Below are 18,480 nucleotides of genomic sequence, written 5' to 3'. Positions count from 1 at the left end.
TTAAACCCTGACGTGAACGGGTGGTCTGTAGAAGACCGGATCATCGTACAAGGAGTCATGTCATGGACAAGTTAGCCGCCTTGAGCGTCATTGGTATGTTGCTGGCCGGTTGTGCCGGCGGTGGTCGGGAAGCGGCCTGCGAGGTATTCAGCCCGGCGCAGATCGAGACCCCGACCACTCAGGATGATCAGCGTGTCGAGCAGAGCAGTGGTCAGCCCACCGGCTTGGCACCGGAACAACGTTGCTGACGAGGAGAGGCAATGATCGGAATCAGACTGGCGGGGCTTGCCGCTACCGCCTTGCTGCTGGCGGCCTGCGGCAGCCAGCCGACGGCGCCGGATCAATGGAATCGCTGGGTATGCGATAGCCAGACCGAAGTCCTGTGGCGCTTCGCCAACGGTGGCTTCGATCAGGTAGACGTGCGACTGGGTGGCGACGACATCGTCTATCGCCTGACTCAGGAGCCGGCCGCATCCGGCGCGCTGTACAGCGACGGGCGTCTGTCCTTCCACACCAAGGGTGAGGAAGGCCTGGTCTACTGGACGGCCACCGATGACCTGATCGGGCGTGGCTGCAAGGCTCCGTAACATCCTCGGCGACGCCGAGGCGAGCGCTGCGGGCATGCCCCAGTCTCACGAAACTTGAACAACGCCTGCCCCTGCGGCAGGCTTGCACGATTAACGACCTCCAAACCGGGAGACAGAAACACCATGGCACTTATCAGCATGCGCCAGATGCTCGACCACGCCGCCGAATTCGGCTACGGCGTGCCGGCCTTCAACGTCAACAACCTCGAGCAGATGCGCGCCATCATGGAAGCCGCCGACAAGACCGATTCGCCGGTCATCGTCCAGGCCTCCGCTGGTGCCCGCAAATACGCCGGTGCGCCCTTCCTGCGCCACCTGATCCTGGCTGCCATCGAAGAATTCCCGCACATCCCGGTGTGCATGCACCAGGATCACGGCACCAGCCCGGACGTGTGCCAGCGCTCGATCCAGCTGGGCTTCTCCTCGGTGATGATGGACGGCTCGCTCAAGGAAGACGGCAAGACCCCGGCCGACTACGACTACAACGTCCGTGTGACCCAGCAGACCGTGGCTTTCGCCCACGCCTGCGGCGTGTCCGTGGAAGGCGAGCTGGGCTGCCTGGGCAGCCTGGAAACCGGCATGGCTGGTGAAGAAGACGGCGTCGGCGCCGAAGGCGTGCTGGATCACAGCCAACTGCTGACCGATCCGGAGGAAGCCGCTGACTTCGTCAAGAAGACCCAGGTCGATGCCCTGGCCATCGCCATCGGCACCAGCCACGGTGCCTACAAGTTCACCAAGCCGCCGACTGGCGACGTGCTGTCCATCGAGCGCATCAAGGAAATCCACAAGCGCATCCCCAACACCCACCTGGTGATGCACGGTTCCTCCTCCGTTCCGCAGGAATGGCTGAAGGTGATCAACGAGTTCGGTGGCGACATCAAGGAAACCTACGGCGTACCGGTCGAGGAAATCGTCGAGGGCATCAAGCACGGCGTGCGCAAGGTCAACATCGACACCGACCTGCGTCTGGCCTCCACCGGTGCCATCCGCCGCATGATGGCCGAGCACCCGAGCGAGTTCGACCCGCGCAAGTTCTTCGCCAAGACCATCGTCGCCATGCGCGACATCTGCATCGCCCGCTACGAAGCCTTTGGCACCGCCGGCAACGCCTCGAAGATCAAGCCGATCTCCCTGGAAGGCATGTACCAGCGCTACGCCAGTGGTGAGCTGAACGCCAAGGTCAACTGACAAGGGGCGGGCGCACGCTCGCCTGGTTCAGCCGAAAGCCGCGACTGCGCAAGCGTCGCGGCTTTTTCATGCCTGGCGTCTGGGGCTCAGGGCGCTGTGCTGAGCAACGCGCGATGCTCGATGCTCAACTGGTCGAAGCGGGCCGCGCCGGCCTCGGTCTCGTAGCCGGTGTTGTCCTGGGTGTAGACGCCGGCCTTGAAGTACAGCGGTTTGGCCGCCCAGGAGGAATCCAGGCGGGTGCTCCAGCTGGTCCTGTCGAGCTGGATCGCCAGGGTGCCGTCGGGCTTCAGGTTGATCGCATAGCTGAACGCCTGATTCAGCGCGATGCCGCTGGCCACGGTCACCGTCTGAATCTCGGCATCCGGCGTCATGCGTACCTTGGCGACGATATTGCCGTTGGCGGTCTTGGTCTTGTACTGATATTCCAGCTTGAGCAGCGGCATCGAGCTCTTGTAGGCATGGATCTGACCGATGACGATCTTGCCGGTCGACGGTACCTGGGTGACGCTGAGTGCGGCGCGCAGGAAATGGTCGGCGCCTGGGTAGGTCCAGTTGCGCAAACGCCCGTCGGCAAAGGTTTCGCGCAGCTCGCTGCGTGGGTAGCTCGCCCCTTCGGTGGTGGTGCCATTGACCGGCGACCAGAAGAAGATGGCGCCATTCCTGGACTGGAAATAGTGATCCTGATAACCACCGGCCAGAACGCGGGTTTCGATGGTGGTCGCGGGGACGCCGACTGGAACGCTGAGATTCCACATGGCGAGTTCGATCATGTTCAAAGCTCCTGAAAGACGGAAACTTCAGTCGGGGGGCACATCTCGTCCAGGAGTCAGTAACGGCTTACTTGGCGTTCCAGCGGGTGACACGCGAGCTAGAAGGGTGGCAGGGCTGCCTGCCACGAGCAGCGAGTGCGTTCGTGGCGCGGGATATAACGGCAGCCGCGGCAAAAGCGTGATAACCGTCTGTCGTTTTGTTGGCGCCAATTTAAAGTCATTATCATTGGGCTTTCGATCCACTCCGGCTCCGATCGAGCTGGACGTGGCACAGGTAAAACCCTGTAAAACACCTGGGGCATAACGGCGGGTGGGGTGCGCCATAATTCGCGCACTGTCGCTCCGGGAAACTGCCCCCCATGTCCAGCAAGCCACGTCTGTTGCTCGCTTTCCTCCTCGCCGTGTTGCTGGCCTCGCTGCTCGCCTCGATCTTCCAGACCCAGACCAACCTCGCCGCCTTGCAGGCGCTCGGTGCGCCGATGCCGCTGGATGTGCGCGTTGGCACCACCTGTCTCGATCTGCTCGGTTTCGCGCCGACCTTCGCCCTGCTCAGTGCGCTGGGCTTTCTGGTCGCCCTGCCGCTGGCTGCCTGGTTGGCGCGGCGCATGCCGGCGCTGCGCTGGCTGATCTTCGTGCTGGCGGGCGCTGCAGCCATCTGGACAGCACTGGCACTGGCCAATGCCGTAGCGCCGATGCCGACGCTGATCGCCGCCGACCGCAGCCCGTTCGGTACGCTCGGGTTGATGGCCTGCGGCAGCGCCGGTGCGCTGCTGTTCGGCCTGCTTGGCCGGCGGGTGCGCTACCGGGCGCAGCCGACTTCTTCCGATTCTCTGTGACAAGGCGTTGCCCATGTTGAGAAGCACCCGCGCGCTGATGCTCTGCGCCCTGTTCGTCAGTACGCCGCTGCTGGCCCTGGACTACCGCATCGAAACCTTCAGCGAAGGCCTGGAGAATCCCTGGGCCGTGGCCTTTCTGCCGGACGGACGCATGCTGGTTACCGAGCGTGTCGGGCGACTGCGCATCATCGAAGCCGACGGCAGTGTCGATCCCGAGCCGGTGGCGGGCCTGCCCGAGGTCTTCGTCGCTGCCCAGGCCGGGCTGATGGATGTGGTGCTGGACCCGGAATACAGCGACAACCGCTGGCTGTACCTGACCTACGCGCACGGTTCGCTGGAGGCCAACAACACGCGTCTGGCGCGTGCCCGCCTGGTGGATGACGAACTGCATGACTTCGAGGTGCTGTTCACCGCCCAGCCGCTCAAGGCCGGCGCTGCGCACTACGGTGGGCGTGTCGCCTTTCTCGCCGACAAGAGCCTGGTGCTGACCCTGGGCGACGGCTTCGACTGGCGCGAGCAGGCGCAGAACCCGACCAACCACCTGGGCAAGATCGTGCGCCTGAACCGCGACGGCAGCGTGCCGCAGGACAACCCGTTGGTCGCTCAGGAGGGCGCTGCGCCGGAGATCTACAGCCTCGGCCACCGCAATGTGCAGGGCATCTTCTTCGATGCCGAACACGATCGTCTGTACAGCCACGAGCACGGCCCGCGCGGGGGGGACGAACTCAACCTGATCGAGGCCGGCAACAACTACGGCTGGCCGCTGGCAACCTTCGGTATCGATTACACCGGTGCACGTGTGAGCCCCTACACCGAGCTGCCGGGGTTGACCTCGCCACTGCTGCACTGGACGCCTTCGGTGGCGCCGTCGAGCCTGACCCTGTATCGCGGCGCACTGTTCCCCGACTGGCAGGGCGACCTGTTCGCCGCCACCCTGGCCGAGCGCAGCGTACGGCGCATTCGCGTGCGTGACGGCATGCTGGCGGGTGAGGAAATCCTTTTCGAAGAGCTGGGCGAACGTATTCGCGATGTACGCAGTGGGCCGGATGGTGCGCTTTACCTGCTCACCGATAACCCGCAGGGGCGCCTGCTGCGTGTGGTGCCCAGCGAATAATGCGGCATCCGTTACACTGGCGGTCCTGATGAAGGTGGGATCGTATCGTTGAAGTATCTACAGGGTTATCCGGTTGCCTTGCAGCAGCAGGTTCGTCAGCTGATCGCCGATGATCGGCTCGGTGACTACCTGGCGCAGCGCTACCCTGGCCGGCATGAAGTGCAGAGCGACAAGGCGCTGTACGGCTACGTGATGGCGCTCAAGCAGGAACACCTGAAGAACGCGCCGACCATCGACAAGGTGCTCTACGACAATCGACTCGACCTCACCCACCGCGCCCTGGGCCTGCACACGGCGATTTCGCGCGTACAGGGCGGCAAGCTGAAGGCGAAGAAGGAGATTCGCGTTGCCTCGCTATTTCGCGAAGCCGCACCGGCCTTCTTGCAGATGATCGTGGTGCACGAGCTGGCACACCTGAAGGAGGCCGATCACAACAAGGCCTTCTACAAGCTCTGCGACCACATGTTGCCGGGCTACGCGCAGATCGAGTTCGACCTGCGCATGTACCTGACCTGGCGCGAAATGACGGCGGCGAACTGAGCAGCCGATGCGCTGACCTGTGAGCTCAGCCGTGCAGGCGCACGTTGAGCTGGTCGACCACCGGCGCCCAGTCGGCGTCTTCGAGAATTTCCTCGCGCAGCAGCGCAGCCTGCGCTGGCGTCCAGAACGTGGCCTCGGACAGTTTGCATGCGTCCGGCAGTGGCGAATGGGTGCTGATGAAGGCGTTGATGCTGGCGGCATCGTCAGGCAGGCCGAGCTGCTTGAACAGGGCTGGCAGACTGTGGATTGGGTTTTCCATGGTATTGGCTCTCGCTAGGCGTGGTGTTCATCGCTAAATACCAACCCTAGCCCAGATAGTTCAGCTTACTTGGCTGCCAACACCTCGAAAACCTGCTGGCGGCTCCCCACTGGCAGGCTTATCTCGTCGCCGGGCTTCTTGCCGAGCAGCAACTTCCCCAGCGGCGCGCTATTGCCGAGCACCTGGATGGCCTGGTCGGCCAGCTGCAGTTTCATGCTGGCGCCCGGAGGGCCAAGGAACAGCCATTGTTCGTGGCCATCCTCGGCCGCAAGCTGCACCAGTGCGCCGAGCTGGATGCCCAGCTCGATATCGAAGGGGCGCGGGCGCAACTGGCGCCAGGTGATCAGGGTCTGGCGCAGCTCTTCGACGCGGCGTGCCTGACCGCTGGCCAGGTAGGCCGCTTCCAGCCCCAGGGTGTCGTACTTGTTCTCGGCGACGTTCTCTTCGTGAGTGGCCGCTTCATGGGCGCTGAGGGCGGCGAGACTGGCCTGTTCGAGGTCGGTCTGCAGATGGGTGAGCACGTCTTGCAGCAGTAGATTCTTGTCCATGGTGCGGTATCGATTGGCGATGAGGAGAGGGGCTGCGGCCCATTGTCAGATGGGTGGGCTGGCCAGGCGCACGCGGTTGCGACCTTCGGCCTTGGCTCGGTACATGGCTGCATCGGCCAGACGAATCAAGCGGGTGGCGTCGTCGGCGCCACGACTCAGGGCGATGCCGATGCTGGCACCGACGCGTACGGCACGATCTTCCAGATGCATCGGCGTGTCCAGTCCTTCCAGCAGACGCCTGGCCAGGTCCTGTGCATCCTCGGCAGATTGCACGTTCTCGCAGATCACCACGAACTCATCGCCGCCCAGGCGCGCTGGCAGATCGGTATCGCGGACGTACTGCCTCAGGCGTTGTGCGACCTCAGCCAGTACCAGGTCGCCGTAGCCGTGGCCGTGCTGGTCGTTGATCGGCTTGAAGCCGTCCAGGTCGATCAGCATCACCGCGAGCAGTTCGTTGCGGCGCAGGCTGCGTGCCAATGCCAGATCCAGGTGTTGCTGCAGAGCGGTGCGGTTGGCCAGGCCGGTCAGTGGATCCTGCAGCGCCAGTTCACTGAGGCGCTGATTGGCCTGCTCCAGGGCCTGGGTGCGTTCGGTGACGCGCTGGGCGAGGATCTGCTCGTTGAGTTGCAGCGCCGCCTCGCGCTGGCGTTTGAGTTCGTTGAAACGTGCGGCCAGGGCGAAGGACAGCAGGATCATCTCCAACCCCGAGCCGATCTGCATGGCGTACAGGGTAAGGAAGTTCGACGGAATCAGGGCGAAGTTGCGCAGCGCCAGCAGCACCGCGCCGGTCAGCAGCATCAGCCAGGCCAACGCGAACAGGCGCGCGCCGGGCACCCGGTAGCCGACGCAGACGAAGCTGGTGAGCAGCAGCGTCAGGGTCGCGATCAGGCCGGTCAGCGACATCAGCTGCAACGCGCGCTGCAGCGGCAGCAGCACCGTGGCCAACAGGGCCGCACCAATGGCGATGCACAGCATCAGCAGGCCTCGGTCCCAGCGCGGTAGCCACTGGTGGGTATCGAGGAAACTGCGGGCAAAAATCACCGACAGCAGCGCCGCCGCCGTCAGGCTGACCGGCAGCATGCGGTTGCTCCAGGGCGCTGCTTCGGACCACAGAAACTGCGCGCCAAGGCCATTGAGCGAAAGCACGCTGAGGGCGAAGGCGAACATGAACAGCACGTAGTTGAGGAAGGGGCGTTCGCGCAGGGCGAGAAACAGCAGCAGGTTGTAAAGGCCCAGCGCGATCAGCACGCCGCAGTAGAGTGCATGCGCCAGATAGCCGTTCTGGCTGTGCTGCTCGAAATCGCGCGAAGACATCAGGGCGCCGCTGAGGGTCATGCTGCCGCGCGAGTCGACGCGCAGGTACAGCGTGCGTTGCTCGCCGGGCTGCAGGGCGATCTCGAATACCGGGTTGCGATGGCCGACGCTGCGTTCGGCGTAGGGCACGGTATCGCCGCTGCGCGACTCGCGCACGCCATCGGCGCCGATGTCATACAGGCGCACCTCATCCAGCGAGGCGTAGTTCAGCTCCAGGCGCCAGTGCAGTGTCCTGCTGGCGGCGGACTGTAGCTCCAGGCGCAGCCAGACCACGCCAGGCACATAGCCAAAGCTCAGGCCGCGGCGTTCGCGGGCGGGCAGAAAGGGGGCGTTGGCAGTCTGTGCATCGGTAAGGCTCAGGCTGGCCTGAGGGTCGCTCAGGTAGGCCGCGACTTCCTGCAGGTCGATGGGGGGCGTGTCGTCATCGAGCAGGGTCATGGCGTGGGCGTCAGGCAGCAGCAAGCACAGAGCCAGTAACAGCCAAGGCAGTGGAAAGCATGCAGTTGAGCGGGCTGCAGACATCGCTTGAGGCCGAATGGGTGACGTGCCTCGAATACTGGCAGAAAGCTGGCTCTTGCCGCTAGCGCGTGGGGAAAAAACGCTAAGTGTCGGCTAAATGGCGCCAATCTTCCTGTTTTGCTCAGCGTTGATTGCGTTCCTTCTGCAGGTGTGCGGCCAGGGTTCGCAGTGGCGCAAGCTGGCGGCCGATCAGTGCCAATTGGGTCTGCACCAGGCGCTGACGTTCGTCGGCGTCATCGGCGATCTGCTCCAGCTCCTGAGCCAGGGCCTGCTCCTCGTCACTGTGAATGGCCAGCGGGCCCTCGCTACGCAGGCCTGCGGCGATTTCATCGAGGCTGCGCGCAAGAATCTCGGCCTGCTCCAGCAACTGTGCCTGGGCTGCCTGCGGCAGTTGTTCGCCACGGTGTGCGCCAAGTCCGGAGAGGTAGCTGAGCAGCGTGTGCGACAGCACCAGGAAGCGAAAGCCCTGATCCGCGTCCTTACGAAAGTGCCCGGGCTCCATGAGCATGTTGCCGAGGGTAGTGGACAGCGCGGCGTCGGCGTTGTGCGCGTTGCGCCGGGCCAGGCGGTAGCCGAGGTCGTCGCGCTTGCCATTGGCATACTGGGCGATGATCTGGCGCAGGTAGGCGCTGTTGCAACTCAGCGTGTTGGCCAGCATGCGACCCAGGCGCCGGCCCTGCCAGTCCGGCAGGATCAGGAATACCGCCAGGCCGGCGATCAGGCCACCGAGCAGGGTGTCGACCAGGCGCGGCAGGAACAGGCCGTAACCATCGCCGATCTGGTTGAAGCAGAACAGCACCAGCAGGGTGATCGCCGCCGTGGCCAGGGTGTAGCGCGTGCTGCGCGTGGCGAAGAAGGCGACGCCCGCGACCACGGCGAACAGCGCCTGGATGCGTGGGTCGGGGAACAGGTCGAACAATGCCCAGCCCAAGCCTAAGCCGATCAGGGTACCGACGATGCGCTGCACCAGCTTGAGCCGCGTGGCGCCGTAGTTCGGTTGGCAGACGAACAGGGTGGTCAGCAGAATCCAGTAGCCCTGGGTCGGATGAATCAGGTGCAGCAGGCCGTAACCGGCAGCCAGAGCCATGGACAGGCGCAGTGCGTGGCGGAACAGCAGCGAGGTGGGCGTCAGCTGTTGGCCGATGCGTTCCGCCACCTCGCGCAGGGAATGCGGCTCGCGATCGAGCAGGCTGCTGTCCTGTTCATCGGCCAAGGCATCCGGGTTGCAGGCGTTGCCGAGCAGCAGGTCGAGGTTGGCCAGGTTGCCGGCCAGCGCGCCGAGCGAGCGCAGCAGGCGGCGCCAGGCCGGGTTGCTCTGCAGGTGCAGGTGGTCGAGTGAGGCGTGCAGGTCTTCCAGGGCCTGGCTGCACAGCTCGCGGTACTCGAACGGCTGGCGCAGTTCGATGGCGCTGCCAAGGCGCTCGCAGGCCTCGCCATGCAGACGCAGCAGGCGCTGGCAGCGAAACAGCACATCGCTGTGGAAGAAGGCTTCGGCCAGTTCGTTGTAAGGGTAGTGCGAGGAACTGGCCCGCTCGTGGATGTCCTGGGCGAGAAAATACAGCTTCAGGTAGCGATTGACCTTGGGGGCAGGGCGGCCATTGCCGACCCGGTGCAGGATGATTTCCTTGGCCGCATTGAGCGCCGTCACCACCCGTCCGTTCTGCTGCGCCAGGGCCAGGCGGCGCTGTTCCACGTCCAGCTGACGCACGGGCTCGAACAGCGCGGCTTTGAGTTTGAGGTACTTGCCCAGCTCGCGAAACAGACGGGCAAGGCTCTGCTGCAGCGGCTGGTGGGCGAACAGGCCATTCCAGATCACGGACAGCAGGCCATACCAGGCGGCACCGGCCACCAGCAGCAGCGGCTCCAGCCACAGGCCGGCGACACCGCCGCGCTGCTCGACGCCGATCATGCTGTACACGGCGAGAATCAGCGTCCCCGAGCCGAGGGTGGCGAAACGTTCGCCGAGCGCGCCGAGCATGGTCAGACAAAAGGCGGAAAAGGCCAGGGCGATGACGAACAGCCAGGGGTAGGGAAAGAGGAATTCCACCGCATAGGCCGCCGCACTGAAGCTGGCCAGGGTGACCAGTACCGCGCCGAGGCGGCCCTGCCAGCTGTCGTCGGTCTCGGCCAGGGCGCTGGCGATGATGCCGAGGAACAGCGGAATCAACCCATGCTCCCAGCCCTGCCACCAGCACAGCGCCAAGGCGCCAGCCAGGGCGATGAATACCCGCAGGCTGGTACTGAACTTGTCCAGCGCCCAGAGACGGCGTAGTGATTGGCGAAGACGAGGGCGGTGCATACGGAGTCGGGTCGGGAAAGATGCAAGCAGACTACCGGAACTGGCCGGTCGCTGGGTATCGGTATGCGCGCAAGCGCATGCGCCGGGCTTCGAACAGGTGCAGCGTGCCGATATCCCCAGCCGTTGTTCGCCACTTCGCCGTCAACAGCGTGAATAGAGTCGCTGCTGCCAGGCCACGGTCGGTGTAGCCGGCAACTTCGTCTACATCCCCTGTATCACATCCATCCGTCCAGTCGCGGGAGCTCCTGGAGGCATGGACTATGCTCAGGAAGGGGCCGCTGCCTGTCTGGTATCAATGCGGTGCCCGGGAGTCGAACGTGTTACCTGGCTGGTTGCGCCTGTGTCTGTGTGTCCTGACCCTCTGTGGCTCGGTGGGGGTGAGTGCGGCACCGGGCGCGGTGGTGCAGTTGCAAGTAGACGGGGTGATCGGCCCCGCCAGCGCCGACTATCTGGTGCGCGGTCTGGCCAAGGCGGTGGACGAGGGCGCGCAACTGGTGGTGATCGAGATCGATACGCCGGGCGGCCTGGATACCTCCATGCGCGCGATCATCAAGGCGATTCTTGCCAGTCCCATTCCGGTGGCCAGCTATGTCGCCCCAGGTGGCGCGCGAGCAGCCAGCGCCGGTACCTATATCCTCTACGCCAGTCATGTCGCCGCCATGGCGCCGGGCACCAACCTCGGCGCCGCCACCCCGGTGGCGATCGGCATGCCCGGCACGCCGAGCAAGCCGGCGGGCGAGGACAAGGGCGACGCAGGCAAGGAAGGCAAGGAAGGCAAGGAGGGCGAAGCCGACAAGATGCCCGCCGATGCCATGACCGCCAAGCAGGTCAATGACGCTGCTGCCTACATTCGTGGCCTGGCCAACATGCGCGGGCGCAATGCCGAGTGGGCCGAGCGTGCGGTGCGGGAGGCGGTCAGCCTGTCCGCCGAAGAGGCGCTGGAACAGCAGGTGATCGACTACCTGGCCAAGGACCTGACCGATCTGATGCGTCAGCTCGAGGGCAAGACGCTGCAGGCGGCGGGCGTCGAGGTCACCCTGACCACCGCCGGCGCATGGCTGATCAGCCATGCGCCGGACTGGCGTACTCGTCTGCTGGCGGTGATCACCAACCCCAGCGTGGCGCTGATTCTGATGATGATCGGTGTCTACGGCCTGTTCTTCGAGTTCTCCAATCCTGGCAGTGGCGTCGGCGGCGTGCTCGGCGGCATCAGCCTGGTGCTCGCCCTCTACGCCCTGCAGCTGCTGCCGGTGAACTACGCCGGGGTGGCGCTGATCCTGCTCGGCATCGCCTTCATCACCGCCGAGGCATTCCTGCCCAGCTTCGGCGTGCTCGGCATCGGCGGGGTGGTGGCCTTCGTCTTCGGCGGGCTGATCCTGATCGACACCGACGTGCCTGGTTTTGGTATTCCGCTGGCGCTGATCGTCACCCTGGCGTTGGTCAGCGCAGGCCTGATTCTGGCCATAGTCGGCATGGCGCTCAAGGCCAGGCGACGTCAACAGGTGGCCGGCGACAGCGGTCTGGTCGGCAGCCTGGTGGCGATAGCCGCGGTGCGCGACGACGATCCGCGCTCCGGTTGGGTGGCGCTGCAGGGGGAGCGCTGGCAAGTGCAGGGCTCCTCTGTGTTGCAGCCTGGGCAGCAGGTCCGAGTCACGGCACGCGAGGGTGTGCATCTACAGGTCAGCGCGGTGGATGAGCTGCCGCCCCAAGGAGGTTCCTGATGGGTTTTGAACTGAGTTTTCTTTCGTTGCTAATCATCGTCCTGGCATTGCTTGCCACGTCGTTTCGCATCCTGCGCGAGTACGAGCGTGGGGTGGTGTTTCAACTCGGTCGTTTCTGGCGGGTCAAGGGGCCGGGTCTGGTGCTGGTCATCCCCGGGCTGCAACAAATGGTGCGGGTTGACCTGCGCACCATCGTGCTGGATGTGCCGACCCAGGACGTGATCTCCCGTGACAACGTCTCGGTCAAGGTCAACGCGGTGGTCTATTTCCGCGTGCTTGATGCACAGAAAGCGATCATCCAGGTCGAGGATTACCACATCGCCACCAGCCAACTGGCGCAGACCACCCTGCGTGCAGTACTCGGCAAGCACGAGCTGGACGAGATGCTTGCCGAGCGTGAGCGGCTCAACGTCGACATCCAGCAGGTGCTCGACGCGCAAACCGACGCCTGGGGCATCAAGGTAGCCAACGTCGAGATCAAGCATGTCGATCTCGACGAATCCATGGTGCGCGCCATTGCCAAGCAGGCCGAGGCCGAACGCGAGCGGCGGGCCAAGGTGATCCATGCCGAAGGTGAATTGCAGGCGTCGGAGAAACTGATGCAGGCGGCCGAGATGCTTGGTCGGCAGAACGGCGCCATGCAACTGCGCTACATGCAGACGCTGAGCAATATCGCCAACGACAGGAGCTCGACCATCGTCTTTCCATTGCCGGTGGAGCTGTTGCGCGGGATCGTGGACATGAAGGAACCCAAAGCTTGAATTTATGGACTGATAGGTTCTAAATTCCCCGCATGACGACACGTGGACGCCCCAAAAGCTTCTGCCCGGACCGGGCCCTGGAAAACGCCATGCAGCTGTTCTGGCAGCGCGGCTATGAGGCCGCATCGCTGCACGATCTGCAGGCGGTTACCGGGCTGTCCAAGAGCAGCCTGTACCAGACCTACCCGAGCAAGCAGGCCTGGTTCGTCGCTGCCTTCAGCCGCTACGTGGAGCAACGCCGTACCCTGCTTCTGGAGCAGCTTCAGGCCAGTGTTTCGCCGCTCGGCTTCATTCGTGAGCGCCTGCTCAGCGTGCTGGATGACAGTGGCCCCGATGGCGTGCCGCGCGGTTGCATGCTGGTCAACGTCGCCAACGAGTTCTCGCTGTCGGAGCCTGCACTGGTGCCTCTACTGCAACGTGCCACGGTGGGTATCTGCCAGGTGTTCGAGCAGGCGCTCGAGCGCGCCGTGGCCTGTGGGGAGCTGAGCAATGACCAGAACCTCGCCGCCCGCGCCAGCTACTTGCAATGCGTGATGAGCGGGCTGCGTACTCAGGTTAAATCTGCGGTGCCGGCGGAGTCGATCCGCGCCACCGTGGCAGTGGTGATGGCCAGCCTGGACGGCTCCTGAGCAGTCTTGTCCTGGTTTTTGTTCGCCTAATTCTGGACTGATTGGTTTTTAAAGGAGGTGATATGCGGGAATTGTTCGAGCTGTGCGGCGCTGATCCTGAGTTGCTGTTCTCACCCTATTGCTGGCGCGTACGTCTGGCGCTGGCACACAAGGGGCTGGACTGGCAGAGCCGGCCGATACGTTTCACCGACAAGGAGCTGATCGCCTTTTCCGGGCAGAAGCTGGTGCCGGTGCTGAACGACGACGGTGAAACGATGCATGACAGCCTGGCGATCTTCGCCTACCTGGACCAACGCTATGTGCAACGCCCGTTGCTCGGCGAAGGGCTGGCGGCCGAGCGCGCGCGCCTGGTCGAGCGCCTGAGCTTTCATATGGTGCGTGTGCCGCTGCTGAAAATCCTGATTCCGCGGGTCTGGCAGGTGATCGACCCGGCCGACCGCGAGTATTTCCGCAGCAGCCGGGAGAAGGCGCTGGGCATGAGCCTGGAGGCATTCGCCGATCCGCAAGGCGGTGAGCGGTTGTTTCGTGAAGGCGTGGCGCCGCTGGAAATATGGCTGCGCGAACAACCCTTTCTCGACGGTCAGGCACCTGGCGGTTGCGACTACCTGCTGGCCGGCATGCTGCTCTGGGCCTGGTGCCTGGGCGCGCAACCCTGGGCCGACGATTCGGCGCTGGGCGCCTGGTTCACGCGCATCCTGCAGACGTATGAGGCGACTCACGGCCCAATCAAGCGGGCCGCGATCCACGTGGAGGAAAACCAATGATCGATCTGTACTACTGGACCACACCCAACGGCCACAAGGTCAGCATCTTTCTCGAGGAGGCCGGGCTCGACTACCGCGTCGTCCCGGTGCATATCGGCAAGGGCGAGCAGTTCGCACCCGAGTTTCTCAAGATCGCGCCGAACAACCGCATTCCCGCCATCGTCGACCATGCGCCGGCCGATGGTGGCGAGCCCATCGCCCTGTTCGAGTCAGGGGCGATTCTCGAATACTTGGCCGACAAGAGCGGGCAGTTCCTGCCGCGCGAGACACGCGCACGCTTCTCGGTACTGCAATGGCTGTACTGGCAGATGGGCGGCGTCGGTCCGATGGCGGGGCAGAACCATCATTTCCTGCGCTATGCGCCGGAGCCGATTCCCTACGCCATCGACCGCTACGTGAAGGAAACCACTCGTCTGTACGGCGTGCTGGACCGCCAGCTGGCTGGGCGCGAGTACGTGGCGGGCGACTATTCCATCGCCGACATGGCCATCTACCCCTGGGCAAAACTATGGGAAATGCAGCGCCAGAAGCTGGAGGAGTTCCCCAACATGGCCGCCTGGCTCGAGCGCATCGACGCGCGACCGGCGGTGCAGCGCGCCTACGCGCTGGTGGAGCAGGTGAATGCCGACCCGCAGGCGCTGCTTACCGCCGAGGCGCGGCGGCTGTTGTTCGGGCAATGACGGGCGGGCGAAATTTCTGGTGGATTTTCCTGTGAGCTGGCTCACGCTTTCCTAGACTTCAGGCTGTTGGCCCGCAATGGTTGGAGATGGTTATGCGAATCGGCGTACCCAAGGAAATCAAGAATCACGAGTACCGTGTTGGCCTCACACCCCAGTCCGTGGCGGAACTGACTGCGCTCGGCCATGAGGTGTGGATCGAAACCCATGCCGGCGATGCCATCGGTTTCGCCGACGAGGATTACCGCGAAGCGGGCGCGCAGATCGCCGGGACTTCGGCCGAGGTGTTCCAGCAGGGGCAGTTGATCGTCAAGGTCAAGGAGCCTCTGGCGGTGGAACGCGCCAGGTTGCGCGACCATCACACGCTGTTCACCTACCTGCACCTGGCGCCGGACCGGGCACAAACCGAGGAGCTGATGGCCAGCGGTGCCACCTGCATCGCCTATGAGACGGTGACCGATGCGCAGGGCCGGCTGCCGCTGCTGGCGCCCATGTCGGAGGTGGCCGGGCGCATGTCGATCCAGGCCGGTGCCGGCTGCCTGGAAAAGGCCCGTGGCGGGCGAGGCGTGCTGCTTGGCGGCGTGCCAGGTGTGGCGCCGGGCAAGGTGGTGATTCTCGGCGGTGGCGTGGTCGGCAGCCATGCCCTGGCCATGGCGGTGGGCCTGGGCGCCGATGTCACGGTGCTGGACAAGAGTGTCGACGCGCTGCGCCGGCTCGATGCCCAGTACGGTAATCGCATCACCACGCTCTACTCCACTCGCGCGGCGGTACGCGAGCAGGTGCTGGCGGCCGATCTGGTCATCGGTGGCGTGCTGATCCCCGGGGCTGCCGCGCCCAGGCTGATCACTGCGGAGATGGTGCGGCAGATGAAGGCCGGTGCGGTGTTGGTGGACGTCGCCATCGACCAGGGTGGCTGCGCCGAGACCTCGCGCGCCACCACTCATGCCGAGCCCACCTATGTCGTCGATGATGTGGTGCATTACTGCGTGGCCAACATGCCCGGCGCGGTGGCACGCACCTCGACCTTGGCGCTGAATAACGCCACCCTGCCGTTCGTCGTGGCGCTGGCGCAGAAGGGCACACGCCGCGCCTTGCAGGACGACCAGCACCTGCTGAACGGGCTCAACGTGGCCAGGGGCGCTATCACCTGCGGCAGCGTGGCTGAGGCCCACGGCCTGCCCTTTCAGTCGGCCGCCGGGGTACTTGAACACCTGTAGCCGACACCGTCCGCACCACGCCGCCGTGCGTGCTGCGGATAGTGGCGAGAGGCGCGCCTGGCAAGGCCTGCCAACCTGAACCCGCGCAGCGGAGGAAATGACCATGTCCAGCCGCCGTCACCTTCTGTTCGCCGCTGGCGGGATACTGCTGGCCCATCCGGGGCTGGTGCTGGCCGAGCGCCTGCTGACGCCACGGCAGACGCTAGGCCCCTTCTACCCCGACCAACTACCGCTGGATAGCGACAACGACCTGGTGCGGGTCGAAGGTCAGGCCGCAGAGGCGCGCGGGATTCGCGTGCAACTGCACGGCCTGATCCTCGATGCCGGAGGTCGTCCACTGGCGGGGGCGTTGGTGGAAATCTGGCAAGTGGATAGCAACGGTATCTATCTGCACAGTCGCGGCGGCGACCGCCAGAGGCTCGACCCCGGGTTCCAGGGGTATGGCCGTTTCACCACCGCAGCCGATGGGCGCTACCGGTTTCGCACCATCCGCCCGGTGCCCTATCCCGGCCGTACCCCGCATATCCATCTGGCGGTGACCCTGCCCGGCATGCCGCGTTTCGCCACGCAGTGCTATGTCCATGGCGAGCCGCTCAATCAGCGCGATGGTCTGCTCAATGCGATCCGCGACCCACGCTTGCGCGAACTGCTGATCGTGCCCTTCGTGCCGGTGAGCGGGCAGACCGACGAGCAGGTCGCTCGCTTCGATGTGGTGCTCGGCATCACCCCGAGTTCCTGAGTGGCGGATTACAACGGCCAGATCCACAGCAGCATGGGCACACTGATCAGCACCACGAGCATTTCCAGGGGCAGGCCCAGGCGCCAGTAGTCGCCAAAGCGAAACCCGCCAGGGCTGAGGATCAGGGTGTTGTTCTGGTGGCCAATAGGCGTGAGGAACGAGCAGGAAGCGCCGATAGCCACCGCCATCAACAGCGAGTCCGGGCTGACGCCGAGCTGGCTGGCGGCGCTGAGGGCGATCGGGCACATCACCGCGGCGGTCGCCGCGTTGTTCATGAAATCCGACAGGGTCATGGTCACCACCAGCAGCAGAGTCAGGGTGATGATGGCGTTGCCTTGCGCCAGGTTCTCCATCAGCAGGCGTGCCAGCAGATCGGCTGCCCCCGTGGCGGACATCGCACCGGCCACCGGAATCAGAGCCCCGAGCAACACGATCACCGGCCAGTCGATGGACTCGTAGACGGCGCGCAGCGGTATCAGACGCAGCAGCATGTAGGCCAGCACGCCGCTGGCGAAGGCAATCGCGGCCGAGAGCAGGCCGAAGGCGGCAGCGCCGATGGCCAGCAGCATGATGCCGAGCGCGAGGTTGGCCTGACGCGGATCGGGAATGTTGATGGCGCGTGCGGCCAACGGCACGCAGTCATAGTCGCTGGCGAACTCGCCGATATCCTCGGCGCTGCCCTGCATCAGCAACACGTCACCGCTCTGGATCTGGGTCGAGCGCAGGCGTTTGATCGAGCGATGACTCTGTCTGGAGATAGCCAGCAGGTTGATGGAGTAGCGACTGCGCAAACGCGTGCTGCTGGCGGAACGACCGATCAGCGATGAGTCGGGTTTGACCAGCAGCTCCTGCATGGCGCGGTCTTCGTCATTGCTGCCTTTCTTCTCCGCATCACTGGCCTTGTCGTCCCGCTGTTCGGCTTCCTTGGCTTCGCGCTCGGCTTCGAGCAGCAGGTCCAGCTGGCTGAGTACTTCGCCCAGCTCTCCCGGGTCGGCCTCGATCACCAGTACGTCGTCGGCCTGCAGCACGCGCCGCGGATTGGGTGCGGTCAGGCGCAGCTTGTTGCGCACCATGGCCACCACCTGGGCGTCGGCCTCATCGAGCAGTTGCTCGATCTCGCGCAGGGTCTTGCCTTGTGCCTTGCCGCCTTCCTTGACCCGCGCCTCGGTCAGGTAGTGACCGGTGTCGAAGCTGGCGGCGTTGCCCACTTCGCGCTTGGGTACCAGGCGCCAACCGAGCAGGGTGATGAACAACACGCCGGCCAGCGCCACGGCTACCCCGATCGGGCTGAAATCGAACATGGCAAAGGGACCGTCGCCATGCTGGGCGCGGAAGCTGGATACGATCAGATTCGGCGGTGTACCGATCAGCGTGGTCATGCCGCCGAGGATGGTGCCGAAGGCCAGCGGCATCAGCACTCGCCCCGGCGGCAACTCCAGGCGTGCGGCAATCTGCAGGGCGATGGGCATCAGCAGGGCAAGGGCGCCCACGTTGTTCATGAACGCAGAGAGCAGGGCGCCAAGGCTGGTCAGCGCGGCAATGGAGAGCAGCACGCCAGCACCGCTGGGTAGCAGCCGCTGGGCCAGTCGATTGACCGCGCCGGTACGCTGCAAGCCGTGGCTGAGCACCAGCACGCTGGCGACGGTGATCACTGCCGGATGACCGAAGCCGGAGAAGGCTTCGCGTTCTGGCACCAGGCCGGCGATGACGCAGGTCAGCAGGGCGCCCAGTGCCACCACGTCGTGGCGCCATCGACCCCAGATGAACAAGCCCATGCTGGCAACGAGAATGACGAAAATCTGGCCTTGCTCGAATGTCATGAGGCGGCGCCGTCCCTGTTATACGCAGCTTCGTGTCTGCTGTTCATAGCAGAGTCTGCGCCGCGTCGGCAGTTCCCGCTACGCCGTCAAATGGGGGGCAAATATCTTGGGGCTGTTGCCGTTGCGTGCACGACCGCGACGGCGCCAGTTCTTACGTGGAGCCACAACGCACCAGGCG

At 64.6% G+C, this 18,480-nt stretch carries 19 protein-coding genes; 13 read left to right on the top strand and 6 right to left on the bottom strand.

All coding sequences use genetic code 11. The features are described from left to right. Positions 1-62 precede the first annotated feature (62 nt). From BLR77_RS08125 to fba, 3 genes are all read left to right on the top strand, one after another. Complete coding sequence (locus BLR77_RS08125; protein ID WP_074676504.1) at positions 63-248, top strand: hypothetical protein; 186 nt, start codon at positions 63-65, stop codon at positions 246-248. 12 nt (positions 249-260) lie between these two features. After that, entirely contained in the window at positions 261-587 is a 327-nt protein-coding gene (locus BLR77_RS08120) for an MliC family protein (RefSeq protein ID WP_074676503.1), read from the top strand. A gap of 123 nt (positions 588-710) precedes the next feature. Then, positions 711-1,775 (top strand): class II fructose-bisphosphate aldolase, encoded by a 1,065-nt coding sequence (gene fba, locus BLR77_RS08115; protein WP_003458863.1) that lies wholly within the window; start codon positions 711-713, stop codon positions 1,773-1,775. 86 nt (positions 1,776-1,861) lie between these two features. Here fba and BLR77_RS08110 read toward each other — a convergent pair whose 3' ends face one another. Next, positions 1,862-2,545: a polysaccharide lyase family 7 protein gene (locus BLR77_RS08110; RefSeq protein ID WP_074676502.1), complete on the bottom strand. Its 684-nt coding sequence runs from the start codon at positions 2,543-2,545 to the stop codon at positions 1,862-1,864. 359 nt (positions 2,546-2,904) lie between these two features. Here BLR77_RS08110 and BLR77_RS08105 point away from each other — a divergent pair, with 359 nt between their 5' ends. Genes BLR77_RS08105 through BLR77_RS08095 form a run of 3 tightly spaced genes read left to right on the top strand, consistent with a single transcriptional unit; the run spans position 2,905 to position 5,035 of the window. Beyond that, entirely contained in the window at positions 2,905-3,381 is a 477-nt protein-coding gene (locus tag BLR77_RS08105) for a hypothetical protein (RefSeq protein WP_074676501.1), read from the top strand. Between the two features lie 13 nt (positions 3,382-3,394). Continuing rightward, entirely contained in the window at positions 3,395-4,495 is a 1,101-nt protein-coding gene (locus tag BLR77_RS08100; protein ID WP_074676500.1) for a PQQ-dependent sugar dehydrogenase, read from the top strand. A gap of 39 nt (positions 4,496-4,534) precedes the next feature. Next, the gene (locus BLR77_RS08095) at positions 4,535-5,035 is read left to right on the top strand and encodes a YgjP-like metallopeptidase domain-containing protein (protein ID WP_162275007.1); all 501 of its coding nucleotides are present in this window, start codon (positions 4,535-4,537) and stop codon (positions 5,033-5,035) included. Between the two features lie 25 nt (positions 5,036-5,060). Here the strand turns inward: BLR77_RS08095 and BLR77_RS08090 are convergent, their stop codons facing one another. From BLR77_RS08090 to yccS, 4 genes are all read right to left on the bottom strand, one after another. After that, positions 5,061-5,294, bottom strand: a complete 234-nt coding sequence (locus tag BLR77_RS08090) for a DUF2789 domain-containing protein (RefSeq protein WP_074676498.1) — start codon at positions 5,292-5,294, stop codon at positions 5,061-5,063. Positions 5,295-5,359: 65 nt separating this feature from the next. Then, the gene (locus BLR77_RS08085) at positions 5,360-5,842 is read right to left on the bottom strand and encodes a GreA/GreB family elongation factor (protein ID WP_074676497.1); all 483 of its coding nucleotides are present in this window, start codon (positions 5,840-5,842) and stop codon (positions 5,360-5,362) included. Between the two features lie 45 nt (positions 5,843-5,887). After that, the gene (locus BLR77_RS08080) at positions 5,888-7,618 is read right to left on the bottom strand and encodes a diguanylate cyclase (protein ID WP_238380538.1); all 1,731 of its coding nucleotides are present in this window, start codon (positions 7,616-7,618) and stop codon (positions 5,888-5,890) included. A gap of 178 nt (positions 7,619-7,796) precedes the next feature. Continuing rightward, positions 7,797-9,974: a YccS family putative transporter gene (gene yccS / locus BLR77_RS08075; protein ID WP_074676495.1), complete on the bottom strand. Its 2,178-nt coding sequence runs from the start codon at positions 9,972-9,974 to the stop codon at positions 7,797-7,799. Between the two features lie 260 nt (positions 9,975-10,234). Between yccS and BLR77_RS08070 the strand changes: the two genes are divergently transcribed. The 7 genes from BLR77_RS08070 (at position 10,235) to BLR77_RS08040 (ending at position 16,482) form a co-directional block, all read left to right on the top strand. After that, the gene (locus BLR77_RS08070; RefSeq protein WP_074676494.1) at positions 10,235-11,695 is read left to right on the top strand and encodes an NfeD family protein; all 1,461 of its coding nucleotides are present in this window, start codon (positions 10,235-10,237) and stop codon (positions 11,693-11,695) included. Next, entirely contained in the window at positions 11,695-12,456 is a 762-nt protein-coding gene (locus BLR77_RS08065) for a slipin family protein (protein ID WP_074676493.1), read from the top strand. Before BLR77_RS08070 ends, BLR77_RS08065 begins: the two co-directional genes overlap by 1 nt. A gap of 89 nt (positions 12,457-12,545) precedes the next feature. Next, positions 12,546-13,085, top strand: coding sequence for a TetR/AcrR family transcriptional regulator (locus BLR77_RS08060; protein ID WP_083366034.1), 540 nt, complete (start codon positions 12,546-12,548; stop codon positions 13,083-13,085). Positions 13,086-13,147: 62 nt separating this feature from the next. Next, positions 13,148-13,849: a glutathione S-transferase N-terminal domain-containing protein gene (locus BLR77_RS08055; protein WP_074676491.1), complete on the top strand. Its 702-nt coding sequence runs from the start codon at positions 13,148-13,150 to the stop codon at positions 13,847-13,849. After that, positions 13,846-14,529: a glutathione S-transferase N-terminal domain-containing protein gene (locus BLR77_RS08050; RefSeq protein ID WP_074676490.1), complete on the top strand. Its 684-nt coding sequence runs from the start codon at positions 13,846-13,848 to the stop codon at positions 14,527-14,529. Before BLR77_RS08055 ends, BLR77_RS08050 begins: the two co-directional genes overlap by 4 nt. A gap of 92 nt (positions 14,530-14,621) precedes the next feature. Beyond that, entirely contained in the window at positions 14,622-15,743 is a 1,122-nt protein-coding gene (gene ald / locus BLR77_RS08045) for an alanine dehydrogenase (protein WP_074676489.1), read from the top strand. 103 nt (positions 15,744-15,846) lie between these two features. Beyond that, on the top strand, positions 15,847-16,482 hold the full coding sequence (locus BLR77_RS08040) for a dioxygenase family protein (protein WP_074676488.1): 636 nt from the start codon (positions 15,847-15,849) through the stop codon (positions 16,480-16,482). Between the two features lie 8 nt (positions 16,483-16,490). Here BLR77_RS08040 and BLR77_RS08035 read toward each other — a convergent pair whose 3' ends face one another. Beyond that, positions 16,491-18,302, bottom strand: a complete 1,812-nt coding sequence (locus tag BLR77_RS08035) for an SLC13 family permease (protein WP_074676487.1) — start codon at positions 18,300-18,302, stop codon at positions 16,491-16,493. Positions 18,303-18,480 lie beyond the last annotated feature (178 nt).

Origin of the sequence: Ectopseudomonas alcaliphila (assembly GCF_900101755.1) — a bacterium.
Taxonomy (GTDB): Bacteria; Pseudomonadota; Gammaproteobacteria; order Pseudomonadales; family Pseudomonadaceae; genus Aquipseudomonas; species Aquipseudomonas alcaliphila.
This window is presented reverse-complemented; position numbering and strand designations above follow the sequence as displayed.

What these genes read in the sequence shown, in the direction of transcription:
- BLR77_RS08125 (WP_074676504.1), top strand. Translation starts at nt 63, where the DNA reads ATGGACAAGTTAGCCGCCTTGAGCGTCATTGGTATGTTGCTGGCCGGT.
- BLR77_RS08120 (WP_074676503.1), top strand. Translation starts at nt 261, where the DNA reads ATGATCGGAATCAGACTGGCGGGGCTTGCCGCTACCGCCTTGCTGCTG.
- fba (WP_003458863.1), top strand. Translation starts at nt 711, where the DNA reads ATGGCACTTATCAGCATGCGCCAGATGCTCGACCACGCCGCCGAATTC.
- BLR77_RS08110 (WP_074676502.1), bottom strand. Translation starts at nt 2,545, where the DNA reads ATGATCGAACTCGCCATGTGGAATCTCAGCGTTCCAGTCGGCGTCCCC.
- BLR77_RS08105 (WP_074676501.1), top strand. Translation starts at nt 2,905, where the DNA reads ATGTCCAGCAAGCCACGTCTGTTGCTCGCTTTCCTCCTCGCCGTGTTG.
- BLR77_RS08100 (WP_074676500.1), top strand. Translation starts at nt 3,395, where the DNA reads ATGTTGAGAAGCACCCGCGCGCTGATGCTCTGCGCCCTGTTCGTCAGT.
- BLR77_RS08090 (WP_074676498.1), bottom strand. Translation starts at nt 5,294, where the DNA reads ATGGAAAACCCAATCCACAGTCTGCCAGCCCTGTTCAAGCAGCTCGGC.
- BLR77_RS08085 (WP_074676497.1), bottom strand. Translation starts at nt 5,842, where the DNA reads ATGGACAAGAATCTACTGCTGCAAGACGTGCTCACCCATCTGCAGACC.
- yccS (WP_074676495.1), bottom strand. Translation starts at nt 9,974, where the DNA reads ATGCACCGCCCTCGTCTTCGCCAATCACTACGCCGTCTCTGGGCGCTG.
- BLR77_RS08070 (WP_074676494.1), top strand. Translation starts at nt 10,235, where the DNA reads ATGCTCAGGAAGGGGCCGCTGCCTGTCTGGTATCAATGCGGTGCCCGG.
- BLR77_RS08065 (WP_074676493.1), top strand. Translation starts at nt 11,695, where the DNA reads ATGGGTTTTGAACTGAGTTTTCTTTCGTTGCTAATCATCGTCCTGGCA.
- BLR77_RS08060 (WP_083366034.1), top strand. Translation starts at nt 12,546, where the DNA reads ATGCAGCTGTTCTGGCAGCGCGGCTATGAGGCCGCATCGCTGCACGAT.
- BLR77_RS08055 (WP_074676491.1), top strand. Translation starts at nt 13,148, where the DNA reads ATGCGGGAATTGTTCGAGCTGTGCGGCGCTGATCCTGAGTTGCTGTTC.
- BLR77_RS08050 (WP_074676490.1), top strand. Translation starts at nt 13,846, where the DNA reads ATGATCGATCTGTACTACTGGACCACACCCAACGGCCACAAGGTCAGC.
- ald (WP_074676489.1), top strand. Translation starts at nt 14,622, where the DNA reads ATGCGAATCGGCGTACCCAAGGAAATCAAGAATCACGAGTACCGTGTT.
- BLR77_RS08040 (WP_074676488.1), top strand. Translation starts at nt 15,847, where the DNA reads ATGTCCAGCCGCCGTCACCTTCTGTTCGCCGCTGGCGGGATACTGCTG.
- BLR77_RS08035 (WP_074676487.1), bottom strand. Translation starts at nt 18,302, where the DNA reads ATGACATTCGAGCAAGGCCAGATTTTCGTCATTCTCGTTGCCAGCATG.